Annotated in this window: 16 protein-coding genes; 9 read left to right on the forward strand and 7 right to left on the reverse strand. The window is 67.5% G+C overall.

Features of this window, described 5'->3' with window-relative positions:
* Positions 1 to 29: 29 nt before the first annotated feature.
* Together HCT51_RS12100 and HCT51_RS12105 are read right to left on the reverse strand one after the other, a co-directional pair.
* Positions 30 to 527, reverse strand: coding sequence for a DUF6264 family protein (locus HCT51_RS12100; protein ID WP_166878101.1), 498 nt, complete (start codon positions 525 to 527; stop codon positions 30 to 32).
* Positions 524 to 1,576: a 4-hydroxy-3-methylbut-2-enyl diphosphate reductase gene (locus HCT51_RS12105; protein WP_166878865.1), complete on the reverse strand. Its 1,053-nt coding sequence runs from the start codon at positions 1,574 to 1,576 to the stop codon at positions 524 to 526. Before HCT51_RS12105 ends, HCT51_RS12100 begins: the two co-directional genes overlap by 4 nt.
* Before the next feature lie 154 nt (positions 1,577 to 1,730).
* On the opposite strand from HCT51_RS12105, the gene xseA reads away from it, so the two are divergent.
* The 6 genes from xseA (at position 1,731) to HCT51_RS12135 (ending at position 6,670) form a co-directional block, all read left to right on the forward strand.
* Positions 1,731 to 2,990, forward strand: a complete 1,260-nt coding sequence (gene xseA, locus HCT51_RS12110; protein ID WP_166878104.1) for an exodeoxyribonuclease VII large subunit — start codon at positions 1,731 to 1,733, stop codon at positions 2,988 to 2,990.
* Positions 2,980 to 3,195 (forward strand): exodeoxyribonuclease VII small subunit, encoded by a 216-nt coding sequence (locus HCT51_RS12115; protein ID WP_166878109.1) that lies wholly within the window; start codon positions 2,980 to 2,982, stop codon positions 3,193 to 3,195. Before xseA ends, HCT51_RS12115 begins: the two co-directional genes overlap by 11 nt.
* 2 nt (positions 3,196 to 3,197) lie before the next feature.
* Positions 3,198 to 3,854, forward strand: a complete 657-nt coding sequence (locus HCT51_RS12120; protein ID WP_166878111.1) for a DUF4245 domain-containing protein — start codon at positions 3,198 to 3,200, stop codon at positions 3,852 to 3,854.
* Between the two features lie 35 nt (positions 3,855 to 3,889).
* Entirely contained in the window at positions 3,890 to 4,522 is a 633-nt protein-coding gene (locus HCT51_RS12125) for a carbonic anhydrase (RefSeq protein WP_166878868.1), read from the forward strand.
* Positions 4,519 to 5,922: a class II fumarate hydratase gene (locus HCT51_RS12130; protein ID WP_166878113.1), complete on the forward strand. Its 1,404-nt coding sequence runs from the start codon at positions 4,519 to 4,521 to the stop codon at positions 5,920 to 5,922. The genes HCT51_RS12125 and HCT51_RS12130 overlap by 4 nt, the downstream gene beginning before the upstream one ends.
* A 376-nt stretch (positions 5,923 to 6,298) precedes the next feature.
* Complete coding sequence (locus HCT51_RS12135) at positions 6,299 to 6,670, forward strand: RNA-binding S4 domain-containing protein (RefSeq protein WP_224760472.1); 372 nt, start codon at positions 6,299 to 6,301, stop codon at positions 6,668 to 6,670.
* A gap of 191 nt (positions 6,671 to 6,861) precedes the next feature.
* On the opposite strand, the gene HCT51_RS12140 is transcribed toward HCT51_RS12135, so the two are convergent.
* The 3 genes from HCT51_RS12140 to HCT51_RS12150 form a co-directional block, all read right to left on the reverse strand.
* Complete coding sequence (locus HCT51_RS12140) at positions 6,862 to 8,268, reverse strand: PhoH family protein (protein WP_166878117.1); 1,407 nt, start codon at positions 8,266 to 8,268, stop codon at positions 6,862 to 6,864.
* 123 nt (positions 8,269 to 8,391) lie between these two features.
* The gene (locus HCT51_RS12145; protein ID WP_166878119.1) at positions 8,392 to 9,516 is read right to left on the reverse strand and encodes an aminotransferase class V-fold PLP-dependent enzyme; all 1,125 of its coding nucleotides are present in this window, start codon (positions 9,514 to 9,516) and stop codon (positions 8,392 to 8,394) included.
* On the reverse strand, positions 9,513 to 10,298 hold the full coding sequence (locus HCT51_RS12150; RefSeq protein ID WP_166878121.1) for an isoprenyl transferase: 786 nt from the start codon (positions 10,296 to 10,298) through the stop codon (positions 9,513 to 9,515). The genes HCT51_RS12145 and HCT51_RS12150 overlap by 4 nt, the downstream gene beginning before the upstream one ends.
* 61 nt (positions 10,299 to 10,359) lie before the next feature.
* On the opposite strand from HCT51_RS12150, the gene trhA reads away from it, so the two are divergent.
* On the forward strand, positions 10,360 to 11,097 hold the full coding sequence (gene trhA / locus HCT51_RS12155; protein ID WP_166878125.1) for a PAQR family membrane homeostasis protein TrhA: 738 nt from the start codon (positions 10,360 to 10,362) through the stop codon (positions 11,095 to 11,097).
* Between the two features lie 12 nt (positions 11,098 to 11,109).
* Here trhA and HCT51_RS12160 read toward each other — a convergent pair whose 3' ends face one another.
* Both HCT51_RS12160 and mca read right to left on the reverse strand, forming a co-directional pair.
* On the reverse strand, positions 11,110 to 11,418 hold the full coding sequence (locus HCT51_RS12160; RefSeq protein WP_166878127.1) for a hypothetical protein: 309 nt from the start codon (positions 11,416 to 11,418) through the stop codon (positions 11,110 to 11,112).
* Positions 11,415 to 12,290 carry a mycothiol conjugate amidase Mca gene (gene mca, locus HCT51_RS12165; RefSeq protein WP_166878130.1) on the reverse strand — a complete coding sequence of 292 codons (876 nt, stop codon included), beginning with the start codon at positions 12,288 to 12,290 and terminating at the stop codon, positions 11,415 to 11,417. The genes HCT51_RS12160 and mca overlap by 4 nt, the downstream gene beginning before the upstream one ends.
* Positions 12,291 to 12,360: 70 nt before the next feature.
* Here mca and HCT51_RS12170 point away from each other — a divergent pair, with 70 nt between their 5' ends.
* Together HCT51_RS12170 and greA are read left to right on the forward strand one after the other, a co-directional pair.
* Complete coding sequence (locus HCT51_RS12170; protein WP_166878133.1) at positions 12,361 to 12,768, forward strand: DUF4307 domain-containing protein; 408 nt, start codon at positions 12,361 to 12,363, stop codon at positions 12,766 to 12,768.
* Positions 12,769 to 12,833: 65 nt separating this feature from the next.
* Positions 12,834 to 13,319: a transcription elongation factor GreA gene (gene greA / locus HCT51_RS12175; RefSeq protein ID WP_166878136.1), complete on the forward strand. Its 486-nt coding sequence runs from the start codon at positions 12,834 to 12,836 to the stop codon at positions 13,317 to 13,319.
* Positions 13,320 to 13,334 lie beyond the last annotated feature (15 nt).

The following is a 13,334-nucleotide window of genomic DNA, read 5'->3' on the forward strand; positions in this document are numbered from 1 at the left end:
GGACAGTGCCCGCGCCCCGGAGACGGCGATCAGCCGGCCGTGGTGAGGTTCGCGACGAACGCGGGATCGCCGGCCATTGCGATGTAGACGATCACCATGACCGCGAGGAAGGCCACCGCCCCGGCCACCAGGGGCACCCACCAGGACAGCCGGTTGCTGCGGATCAGCGGCACGGTGATGGCCAGTGCGGCAATCCAGATCGCCGCTTGCACCACGATCGCCACAACGCCGAGGCTGTCGGCGAGCGCCGTCGCGGTGTACGTGCCGATGCCGAGCTGGTCGTACGCCAGTTGCAGCGTGCTGGGCAGGTTGAGCCAGCTCGGGATGCTGGTGGTGACGTTCACGAAACCGATCGCCAGCAACACCATCGAGACGATCCGGTCGACCTGCCGCTTCGGACGCGCCTCGACCGGCGCCGCCAGCTTCGGCTGCACGACCTCGGGAGGCGGCACAATTCCGCGGGCCTTCGCCTGCTGCTCTGGCGTGGCGTATGCGCCGTACTGCGGCTGGGCCGCCGGCTCGGTCACTTCGCCTGCCAGTCCAGCTTGCGGGTGCGTCCGCCCAGGGCGCGCGCATCCTGTTGCCCGGTCAGGTCCCGTCGCAGTTCCTTCGGCAACGAGAACATCAGGTCCTCCTCGGCGGTGACCACGGGCTGCACGTCGACGTAGCCGGCGTCGGCGAGGTCGTTCAGCACTTCCTGCACCAGCACCTCGGGAACGGATGCCCCGCTGGTGACGCCGATGGACGCCACCCCGGTCAGCCATTCCTGTTGGATCTCGTCGGCGTAGTCGATGCGGTACGCGGCCTTCGCGCCGTATTCCAGCGCCACCTCGACCAGGCGCACGCTGTTCGAGCTGTTCGCCGAACCCACCACGATCACCAGGTCAGCGTCTTGGGCCACCTTCTTGATTGCAACCTGACGGTTCTGGGTGGCGTAACAGATGTCGTCGCTCGGTGGATCCTGCAGATTCGGGAACCGTTCCCGCAGCCGCCGCACCGTCTCCATGGTCTCGTCGACGCTGAGCGTGGTCTGCGAGAGCCACACCAGGTTGTCGGGATCTCTCACCTGAAGGGTGTCCACCTCGTCGGGGCTGTTCACCAGCGTGGTGCGTTCCGGGGCGTGCCCCATCGTGCCTTCCACCTCTTCGTGCCCGGCGTGGCCGATCAGCAGGATGTCGCGATCTTGCTTGGCGAAGCGGGTGGCCTCGCGGTGCACCTTGGTGACCAGCGGGCAGGTGGCGTCGATGGCCTGCAGGTTGCGGTCGGCGGCGCCCTGCACCACAGCGGGCGAAACGCCGTGAGCGCTGAAGACGACGTGGGCGCCGACCGGCACCTCATCCACCTCGTCGACGAAGATGGCGCCCTTCTGCTCCAGCGTGGACACCACGTGGATGTTGTGCACGATCTGCTTGCGCACGTACACCGGCGAGCCGTAATGCTCCAGAGCCTTCTCGACCGCGATCACCGCGCGATCCACTCCTGCACAGTATCCGCGGGGCGCAGCAAGCAGCACCCGCTTGGGCGCGCTGACAGGGGTGTCCTTTAGCCTGTTACGAACCGCGGGAATCCGCGGGATCTCAAGGCTGAGGGCTCGGCCGTTCGTGATGGTACTCACTCATCCAGTCTAGGCTGAGCCGCTGGCCGAAGCTGCGAGCGCCTCTTTACCGAGGATCTCGCGGCCGAGCTGATGCAACCAGCTGACATATCCAGCTGATAGGAGGAGTCCCCCGGTGACGATTGTTGATGCGCCGCCCACCGTCGACGCGCCCTGGTCGGTGAGCCTGCTCTCCGGCAAGATCAAGGGTTGGATCGACAGACTCGGCACCGCCTGGGTCGAGGGCGAGATCACCCAATGGGGGGTCTCCGGTGGCAACGTCTACGGCAAGCTCAAGGACCTCGAGGTCGATGCCACGCTGTCCTTCACCATCTGGTCGTCGGTGAAGGCGCGGCTCGCCAAGGACTTCAAGCAGGGCGACCACGTGATCGCCCTGATCAAACCCAACTACTGGGTCAAGGGCGGCTCGCTCACCATGCAGGTGTTCGAGCTGCGACACGTGGGCATCGGCGACCTGCTGGAGCGGCTGGAACGGCTGCGGCAAACCCTCGCCGCTGAGGGGCTGTTCGCGGCATCCCGCAAGAAGCCGTTGCCGTTCCTCCCCGGCTGCATCGGCCTGATCACCGGCAAGGACTCGGACGCCGAGAAAGACGTACTGCGCAACGCGCAGCTGCGCTGGCCGTCCGTCCAGTTCCGCGTCATCCATGCCGCCGTGCAGGGTGACCGCACCGTGCCAGAGGTGATCGGCGCGCTGCGCACGCTCGACGCAGACCCTGAGGTCGAGGTGATCATCGTGGCGCGCGGCGGTGGTGACTTCCAGAACCTGCTGGGCTTCAGCGACGAGAAGCTGGTGCGGGCCGCCGCGGCATGCACCACCCCGATCGTGTCGGCGATCGGTCACGAGGCCGACCGCCCGCTGCTCGACGACGTGGCCGACCTGCGTGCCTCCACGCCGACGGATGCCGCGAAGCGAGTGGTTCCGGATGTCGCCGAAGAGCTTGCCCGGGTGCATCAGACCCGCGCCCGGATCGGGATGCGCATCACCTCGCTGCTGTCGCACGAGATCGCGCTCCTCACCCAATTGCGGTCCCGCCCGGTTCTCGCCACGCCCGCGACCATCGTCGACTCCCGCTCGCAGGAGCTCACCCGGTACGTGGCACGCGGCTCGGAACTGCTGACCTACCAGATCGAGAAGGCGCACAACCGGGTGGGCGAGCTGACCCGGCACCTGCGCGCCCTGTCGCCGCAGCGCACCCTCGACCGCGGTTACGCGATCGCCCAACTGCCCGACGGCACCGCGCTGCGCCGCGCCGCCGACGTCGAGGTCGGCACACATCTCCTCCTCACCGTCGCCGACGGTCGCGTGTCCACCGTCGTGGACTCCGCTGAGAATCGAGAGCCCGAAGCGTCGGTAGGATTTACCCGTGGCAACTGACTCCCCCGACGTTTCTCAGCTCAGCTATGAAGAGGCACGCGACGAACTGGTTCGTGTCGTGACCGAGCTCGAACAGGGCGCCGCCACGTTGGAGCAGTCGCTGCAGCTGTGGGAGCGCGGTGAGGCTCTCGCCAAGCGCTGCGAAGAGTGGCTGATCGGCGCCAAGGCTCGTCTCGACGCGGCACGGGCCGCGGCATCCGAGTAGGCATGGCTGCCCGCAAGTCGTCAGGACCGCGCATCGTCGCGGAACTCGGCCGACCGGAAACCCCGGACGAGACCGCGGCGCGCAAGGCGGAGACCTCGCGGGTGCACCGCGCGGCGCAGAACCCGGTCAACCTGGTCATCGCGCTACTCGCCTCGCTCGGCATCGTGCTGTTCCTGGTGCTGGTCGTCGCCCGCCCGAACACCGCCATGCACGACACGGTCGACTTCCGCTCCGTGGCCGAGAGAACGCAGCCCGGCATTGACGAACCGCTGCTGGTGCCGGATGTGCCGACCGACTGGGAGGCGAACCGGGCCGAGGCTCGTCCCGGAACCAGCGACGGCAGCTTCACCTGGTACATCGGGCTGATCACTCCAGCCGACGGCTACATCGCCGTGAACCAGGGCATCAACGAGGGCGAGGCGTGGGTGGCTGAACTGCTCAAGAATGAACAGCCCACCGGCGAGAGAACGATCGACGGGGTGACCTGGCAGGTGTTCGACCAGCGCGACACCCGCGATCCCGGCAACTTCGCATACTCGATGACCACGCAGGCGGGCGCGAGCAGTGTCGTGTTGAACGGCACCGCCACCGACGCCGACTTCGACGCCGTCGCCGAATCGCTCGCCGGCGACATCCTCGCCGCGGAGGGCGGACGGTGAACACGACGCGGACTCCCGCCGAGGTGTGGCGGCAGATGCTGCGCGGCAACGAGCGCTTCGTCGCCGGCACCCCGCGGCATCCGCGTCAGGATGTGGAACGTCGTGAATCGGTCGCGTTCGAACAGGAACCGCATGCCGCGTTGTTCGGATGCAGCGACTCCAGGCTCGCCGCCGAGATCATCTTCGACAAGGGCCTCGGCGACCTGTTCGTGGTGCGTAACGCCGGGCAGGTGATCTCCGAATCCGTGGTCGGCTCACTCGAGTACGCGGTGAGCGTGCTGGGCGTGCCGCTGATCGTGGTGCTCGGACACGACCGGTGCGGTGCCGTGAGGGCGGCGATCGACTCGACCGGCCCGGATGCCGCTCCCCTGCCGCCGCACATCGCGCACCTGATCGGACCCATCGTGCCGGCCGTGCACCGGGTGGGTGGCGCCGTGATCACCGACCCGCGCGCGGTCGACTCGCAGGAGGTGCTGCGCGAGCACCTGAAAGACACCGTCCGAGACCTGCTCGAGTCCTCTGAGCTGATCAGCGATGCGATCGCCGCCGGTACGCTGGCGGTAGTCGCCGTGAACTACCGGCTCGTGGAGGGCCGCGCGGTTCCGTACTTCGTCGTCGGCGACGTCGGAGAAGAACTGTCCCCAACAAAGAAAGACACAATGCCGTGAGCAGCTCCCCTGAGACCGAGTACCGCATCGAGCACGACACCATGGGCGAGGTGAGGGTTCCGGCATCCGCTCTGTACAGCGCGCAGACGCAACGTGCGGTCGAGAACTTCCCGATCTCCGGCAGCGGGCTCGAGGCGGCGCAGATCGTCGCGCTCGCCCGGGTGAAGCGCGCCGCGGCCATCGTGAACGGCTCGCTCGGCATCGTGGATCAGAAGCTCAGCCAGGCCATCGTCGCGGCGGCCGACCAGCTCATCGGCGGCAAGCACCACGACCAGTTCCCGGTGGACACCTACCAGACCGGCAGCGGCACCTCCTCGAACATGAACATGAACGAGGTGCTGTCGACCCTCGCCACCGAGATCGCCGGCAGCCGGGTGCACCCGAACGACCACGTCAACGCGTCGCAGTCCTCGAACGACGTCTTCCCGACCTCGGTGCACGTCGCCGTGACCGGGGCGCTGCTGAACGACCTGATTCCCGCGCTGAACTACCTCGCCGACGCCTTCGAGGAGAAGGCTGAACTGTGGAAGACCGTCGTCAAGGCGGGCCGCACCCACCTGATGGACGCCACCCCGGTCACCCTCGGTCAGGAGTTCGCCGGCTACGCCCGCCAGATCCGCCTCGGCGTGGAGCGCGTACAGGCGACCATCCCCCACGTCGCCGAGGTTCCGCTCGGCGGCACCGCGGTCGGCACCGGCATCAACACCCCGGTCGGCTTCCCGCAGAAGGTCATCGCGGTGCTCGCGGAAGACTCCGGTCTGCCGATCACCGAGGCGGTGGACCACTTCGAGGCGCAGGGCGCCCGCGACGGCCTGGTCGAGGCATCCGGTGCGCTGCGCGTGATCGCCGTGTCGCTGACCAAGATCAACAACGACCTGCGCTGGATGGGCTCCGGTCCGAACACCGGCCTCGGCGAACTGAACATCCCCGACCTGCAGCCCGGCTCCTCGATCATGCCCGGCAAGGTCAACCCGGTCATCCCCGAGGCGGTGCTGATGGTGTGCGCGCGAGTGATCGGCAACGACGCGACCATCGCCTGGGCCGGCGCATCCGGCAGCTTCGAGCTGAACGTGGCCATCCCTGTGATGGGCACCGCGCTGCTCGAGTCGATCCGGCTGCTCTCGAACTCCACCCGCGCGCTGGCCGACAAGACCGTGCGCGGCCTTGAGGCGAACGTCGACCGCGCCCGTGCGCTGGCCGAGTCGTCGCCGTCGATCGTGACGCCGCTGAACAAGATCATCGGCTACGAGGCCGCGGCGAAGATCGCGAAGCACTCGGTGAAGCAGAGCATCACCGTGCGCGAGGCCGTCATCGAGCTCGGCTTCGTCGAGCGCGGTGAGATCACCGAGGAGCAGCTCGATGCCGCCCTCGATGTGCTCAGCATGACCCACCCGGGCTAAGCCGCACCTGTTCGGACGGGCCTCGCACGTGTGCGGGGCCCGTTTCGCGTTCCCGGGCCGACTCGCGTTCGTGGGCGTGACTCGCGTTCCCGGGCCGACTCGCGTTCCCGGGCTGTCTCGCGTTCCCGGGCTGTGAGGTCTGCCCTTTCGTCGTTCCCAAGCGCCAGGAAGGGCCGATTGCCCGACTTGAGGGCAACTCGACACGTCCGACATCCGCCCCGCATCGCCCGGGCGCGGCACCCCACACGTGAGGTCTGCCCTTTCGTCCTTCCCGCGCACCCGGAACGACCGAATGCCCGACTTGAGCGGCACTCGACACGTCGAACACGCGCCACTCGGGCTGGAAGAGTGCCCTGGCGCTCGTAGACTCGACGCCGTGGATCAGCAATCGTCGGCGCGCATCGACGCCTGGTTGTGGGCGGTGCGGGTGTACAAGACCCGCTCGCTGGCGACTGCCGCGTGCCGTGCCGGCCACGTGCGGCTGAATGGCGAGCGGGTGAAGCCGGCGCAGCCTGTTCGCATCGGTGATGAGGTGCGCGTGCGCATCGAGGGATTCGACCGCATCCTCGAGGTTTCCGGCATCCTCGTGAAACGCGTCGGCGCACCGGTCGCCGCGCAAGCCGCGATCGACAAGACTCCTCCATCGCCGCCACCCACCGAGGTGCCGTTGCAGATCGTGCGTGACCGCGGCGCGGGCCGCCCGACCAAGCGTGAGCGGCGCGACATCGAACGCCTGCGCGGCCACTAGCACCTGCCAGCGAGGTGAGCGCCGCGGTTTCGCGTGAGCGCCGCGGTTTTGCCGCGGCGCTCGTGAGAAAGCGCGGCGCTCGGCCCGGGCCGCGCCCGAACCGGGGCCGGGGCCACGGCCACCCAAGCGCACAGATCGAACCCCCACCGGATCCTTCCGCGGCGGGGGTTCGGGTCTGTTACCCGAGCGCGCTAGGACAGCTCGTTGCTCTCCAGCATCTCGGTGACCAGCGCCGCGATCGCCGACCGCTCCGAGCGGGTGAGGGTGATGTGGGCGAACAGCGGGTGCCCCTTCAGCGTCTCGATCACCGAGGCGACGCCGTCGTGGCGGCCCACGCGCAGGTTGTCGCGCTGCGCCACGTCGTGGGTGAGCACCACCCGCGAGTTCTGCCCGATCCGGCTGAGCACGGTGAGCAGCACGTTGCGCTCCAGCGACTGCGCCTCATCCACGATCACGAACGCGTCGTGCAGCGAACGCCCACGAATGTGCGTGAGCGGAAGCACCTCGAGGATGCCGCGCTCCATCACCTCGTCGAGCACGTTCTCGCTGACCAGCGCCCCGAGCGTGTCGAACACCGCCTGACCCCACGGGTTCATCTTCTCAGCCGCATCGCCGGGGAGGAATCCGAGTTCCTGACCGCCGACCGCGTAGAGCGGACGGAACACCATGATCTTGCGGTGCTGCTGGCGTTCCAGCACGGCCTCAAGACCGGCGCACAGCGCCAGCGCCGACTTGCCGGTTCCGGCGCGACCACCGAGCGACAGGATGCCGATCTCCGGGTCGAGCAGCAGGTCGATGGCGAGCCGCTGCTCCGCCGACCGACCGTGCAACCCGAACACGTCCCGGTCGCCGCGCACCAGTTTGATCTCGCCCTTGCCGGCCACGCGGCCGAGTGCCGATCCCCGCTCGGAGTGGATTACCAGCCCAGTGTTCACCGGCATATCGACCACGAGCCGGGAGTGCAGCTGCTCGTTGTCGTAGAGCTGCGCCATCTGCTCCGCGGACAGGTCGATGTCAGCCTGACCGGTCCAGCCGGAGTCGACGGCCTGCTCGGCCCGGTACTCCTCCGCGGCGAGGCCGATCGACGCCGCCTTCACCCGCAGCGGCAGGTCCTTCGACACCACGGTGACGGCCAGGCCGTCGTTCGCCAGGTTCTGCGCCACGGCGAGGATGCGCGAGTCGTTATCGTGCAGTTGCAGGCCGCTCGGCAGCACCGCCTGGTTGGAGTGGTTGAGTTCGACCCGAAGTGATCCGCCGTCTTCCCCAACGGAGATCGGAAAATCGAGTCGCTCATGCTTCACGCGCAACTCGTCGAGGTTGCGGAGCGCCTGCCGCGCGAAATACCCGATCTCGGGGTCCTTGCGTTTGGCTTCTAGCTCGGCGATCACCACCACGGGCAGCACGACGGAATGTTCTGCGAAGCGGAAGATGGCCTTCGGATCGCTCAGCAGCACCGACGTGTCGAGCACGTACGTGCGCTCCCCCGTCTGGATCGCGGCCGATGTCGCCTGGCTGGTCTGTCGCTTGGGGGTTTCGAGCGTCACTACCACTCCATCCCCGGGTGGCAAGCACCCGGATCCAGTCTTCTCGACGGCCATGGGCGGTTACGAAACGAACTTGCGTGGCCGTCTCGATCAGGCGCCATGCCTGATGCGAACGACGCTACGTCGCCCGGGTGCTCCACCGCGAATCGACACGCCAGAACGCGGGTTACGGGCAGGTTAACCCTGGCTGAGAGTGGCGAACGACAGGAAGGCCGCCCGCAGCATGTCCAGCGTCTCGCCGTTGGTGGAGGCGTGCGCGCTCACCCGCACCGTGCCCTCCCGGGTGGTGACGGTGACGCCATGGTTGTGCAGGGATGCCACCAGAACGGTCAGCTGGTCCGGCGCCGGCTGCAGCACCACGATGCCGGCCCGCTCGGTCTCATCCCTGGACGAGCTGACCGGGATCACAAATTCATCGGCGATGTCGATGATTTGAGACACCGTGCCTGAAATGCGCTGACGGATGTCGCTGACCCCGACTACCGCGATCTGCTCAAGCGCCGCGGCGAACCGGGCCTCGGCGATCGGGTCGGGGTTCGACACGGTGAAGGCTGCGGCACCGCGCGCCGGCGGGCGCACCACATCCAGCGATTCACCGTCACCTTGCGCGCCATCCGCCCCAGACCAGACCGGAACGAGCTGGTCGCTGGCGCGGTCGCTGAGCGCCATGAAGCCGCATCCCCAGCCGGCGCGCACCCACTTCTGTCCGCCAGACACCACCACGTCGGCAACCTCGTACGGGGCATCCACGACGCCGAATCCCTGCACCGCATCCACGATCAGCAGCCGATCACCGATCACCTGGCGGATGCCCTCGAGGTCGGCGAGGTAGCCGGTGCGGGAGTCGACCAGGCTCACCGCGACCGCGACGGTGGTGGAGGTGAGCTGCTCCCGCAGGTTGCCGGGGGTGACGCGACCGTGGTCGGTTTCCAGCCACAGCGGGGTGACGACTCCGAGCGATTCGGATGCCCGCTGTGCGGCATAGGTGACGCTGGGGTACTCCGCCGGGGAGAGCGCGACCCCGCCGGTGAGACCGAACATGGCGTGCATCAGGCCCTGACCGGTGCTGGTCTGGAAGACGACCTGGTCGGAGGGGAAGCCGGTCAGCGCGCTGACGGCGTCGCGCATCCGTTCGTCCTGGCTGTCCAAGGAGTCCAGTGAGCCGAACCGGGCACGGCTGAGCAGCGCCTGTTGGCCCTGCTGTTCCGCTTGGACGATGCCGCCGATCGGGCCAACGCGGGCGAAGTCGAGGTATCCGGGTTCTTCGCTGAAGCTCGCCGCATACTCGTCGACAGCGGTCACGAGCCGTACCTTCGCTGGCGCCGGCCGTAGTCGCGCAGGGCGCGGAGGAAGTCGACCTCGCGCAGGTCGGGGCCGAGCGCCTCAACGAAGTAGAACTCGCTGTGCGCGCTCTGCCACAGCATGAAATCGCTCAGCCGTTGCTCGCCGGAGGTGCGGATCACCAGGTCGGGATCCGGCTGGCCCTTCGTGTACAGGTGCTCACCGATCAGGGCCGGGGTCAGCCGCTCGCCGAGGTCTTCAAGCGTTCCGCCCTCCTCAGCGTGTTGCCTCACGATGCTGCGCACGGCGTCGGAGATCTCCCGGCGACCGCCGTACCCGACGGCGAGGTTGATGTGCAGTCCCTTGTTGCCTACGGTGCGGTTCTCCGCCGCCTCGAGCATGGCGACCAGGGTCGGCGGCAGGCCGTCTGTGGTGCCGACGTGCTTCACCCGCCAGTCTCGGAAGCGGGACAGCTCATCGGCGAGGTCGGCGATGATGTCGAAGAGTTCGTGCAGTTCTGTGGTGTTGCGGTTGGTGAGGTTGTCGTTCGAGAGCAGGTACAGGGTCGCGACCCGGATGCCGAGATCGTCACACCAGGTGAGGAACTCGCCCATCTTCGCAGCGCCGGCCCGGTGGCCGTGCGCCGTGGTCTCGAGCGCGCGCTGCCTGGCCCAGCGACGGTTGCCGTCAATGATCATGGCAACGTGCTGCGGCAGGGGCTGTCCGGCCAGTTGGCGGCGTACCCGTTTTTGGTAGAGCCCGTACAGGAAGCCTCTGCCCGGCGCGCTACTCCTCAACTTCACAGGGCAACGTTAGCCGACCTGCCAGCGACTTGGTGATGCACGGCTGCCGTAACATGGCGCCATGAGCGATCGGGAGAAGCCTGCTGATTCGATGGTGGACCCTGGCGCGGAGCTGCCGAGCGTGCCGCTGGTTGAGGATGCGATCGCGTTCGACACGGTCGAGGCGCGGCCGACTTGGCGCGGCTGGATCCACGCCGGCACCTTCCCGGTGGCGCTTGTCGCCGGCATCGTGCTGCTCGTCGTCGCCGAGGGGGCGGCCGCGAAATGGTCATCCGCGGTGTTCGTCGTCACCTCGCTGTTGATGTTTGGGATTTCGGCGACCTACCACCGCTTCGACTGGCAGCCGAAGACCAAGCGGATGCTGAAGCGGCTCGATCACGCCAACATCTTCCTGCTGATCGCCGGCACCTACACGCCGCTCGCGGTGCTGGCGCTGCCGCCGTCGAAGGGGCAGCTGCTGCTGGCCCTGGTCTGGGCGGGCACGGTGCTGGGCATCGGGTTCCGCATGTTCTGGATCTCTGCGCCGCGGTGGCTCTATGTGCCTTTGTACCTGGCGCTCGGCTGGGCCGCCGTGATGTACATGGGCGACTTGTTCCAGACCAGCGCCACGATGATGCTGCTGGTGATCGTGGGCGGGCTGCTCTACACGGTCGGCGCGGTCATCTACGGCGTCAAGCGGCCGAATCCGTTCCCCGGAAAGTTCGGCTTCCACGAGATCTTCCACACCCTGACAGTGCTGGCGTTCCTCTGCCACTTCGCCGCGATTCTCATCGTGGCAACCGACCCGCCGACGTTCTAGCGGGTCGCGGCTCTAACGGGTCGGGGTCGGCGGCTCGTCCGTCGGCGTCGCGTCTGCGTCTGCCGGGTCAGTCGTGTCTGTCCCGTCATCCGCGTCATCCACGCCTGACTGCCGGTCCTGCTCCTCGGCTGCGAGCCGTTCGCGGATCTGCGCCCGGTAGGTGGTGCGCCGAATCCGTCGCACCATGTCGAGCATCAGCAGCACCACAAGCGCCACGACGAGCGCCGTCAGCAGGAACCCCTCGGGACCGGGTGTCACATCGTCGTCGTCAACCGCGGCCGAAGCCATGATCGCCAGGGGCATTAGTGCGGGCAGGGTCATGCCACGGTCTCCTCATCGATGATTCCCGCGAACAAATCGTTCTCGGGCAGGGTGCTCTCAACACGGGAGTGCGCAAGCAGGAAGTCCTCGTAGGGCCAGGCGTCGCGCTGGATGTCGTTGGGCCAGAAGAAGAACGCCGAATCCGGGGCCACCTGGCTGGCGTGCGAGCGCAGCGCTGCATCACGCACGTCGAAGAACTCGGCGCACTCGATGTGCGTGGTCGCATCGGATCCACGCAGGTCCCAGCGTGCGATCATCTCGTCGAGCGCGCCGGTGATCGGGGCATCCGGCAGAGCCGCACGCAGGGCGTCGCGCATGGCGCGGGCGCGCTCGCCGTTGAAGGTCCGGTCGTAGTAGAACTTGCTGATCGACCAGGGCTCACCGGCATCCGGATACTGGCTCGGATCGGCCGACGCCTCCCACGCGCGCATGGTGACCTCGTGGGCGCGGATGTGGTCGGGATGCGGGTAGCCGCCGTTCTCGTCGTAGCTGACGATCACGTGCGGGCGGAAATCGCGCACCAGCCGCACCAGCGGCTCGGCCGCGACCTGAACCGGCAAGGCCGCAAACGAGTTCGCCGCGATCGACTCGCCCTCATCGGGCAGTCCGCTGTCGCTGAAGCCGAGCCAGCGGTGTTCGACGCCGAGCGCCTGCCGCGCCCGGTTCATCTCGTGCCGGCGCAGGCCCGCGATGTCGCGGTCGGCGTGATGACGGGCGTCGAGACCGTCGTTCAGGATGCTGCCGGCCTCACCCCCGGTGCAGCTCACCACCATCACGCGCGCGCCGCGGCTCAGGTAGTAGGCGTCAGTCGCGGCGCCCTTGCTCGACTCATCGTCGGGATGGGCATGGACCGCAAGCAGGCGCAGGGTCACGGCTCTCCTCGGTATTTTGTGCACTCGCAAAGCGAATAGCCTTGAACAAGAGTAATCGCGAGGAGATCAGGTGACCGACCCGGCATCCGCCCGGCTTGACGAGCGATATGGTCGCACGCCGAAACGGGCGCGACGCGACCGTGCATGGCTGCTGGCGGGAGGCACGGCGGTTGGCCTGGTGCTGATCGGCTGGCTGCTGTGGGCGGGATTACTGGCACCCGGCGCAAGTCTGGAGGCGCGGGACACCGGGTACTCGGTGGTCGACGACCATGAGGTGTCAGTGCAGTGGCGGCTCACCGTCGACCCCGGTGTCGAGGCCCGCTGCGCGGTGCACGCCCTCAGCGATAGCTTCGCGATCGTTGGTTGGAAGATCGTCGACGTTCCGCCGTCTGACCAGCATGTTCGACTGCTCAGCGACACGGTGCGCACCAGCGAACTGGCGACCACTGGCTTGATATATCGCTGCTGGACGCCGTAAACTGGTGTATTCACTTAATCGGGACCGGCCAGACCAGGCCGGTCTCATTTGTTATGAGGAGCAGTATGTCTGACACTTCAGTTACCTGGCTGACGCAGGAGGCGTACGACCGTCTGAGCGCCGAGCTGACGCAGCTGAGCGGTGAAGGTCGTACCGATATCGCCAAGCGCATCGAATCTGCCCGCGAAGAGGGCGACCTCAAGGAGAACGGCGGCTACCACGCCGCGAAGGAAGAACAGGGCAAGATGGAGGCTCGCATCCGCCAGCTGTCCAGCCTGTTGCGCACCGCCAGCGTCGGCGAGGCGCCAGAGAGCACCGGAATTGTCGAGCCCGGCACCGTCATCACCGCGAAGATCCAAGGCGATAACAGCACCTTCCTGATCGGCAACCGCGAGATCGCCGGCGACAGCGACCTCGACGTGTACAGCGAGGCGAGCCCGCTCGGCATCTCCATCCTCGGCCTCAAGGTCGGAGACAAGACTACATACACCGCCCCGAACGGCAACGAGATCTCGGTCGAGATCGAGAAGGTCGCCACCTACAAGCCGTAGGGCGTCCGGCTTACC

The sequence above is a fragment of the Salinibacterium sp. ZJ450 genome (assembly GCF_011751885.2).
Taxonomy (GTDB): Bacteria; Actinomycetota; Actinomycetes; order Actinomycetales; family Microbacteriaceae; genus Ruicaihuangia.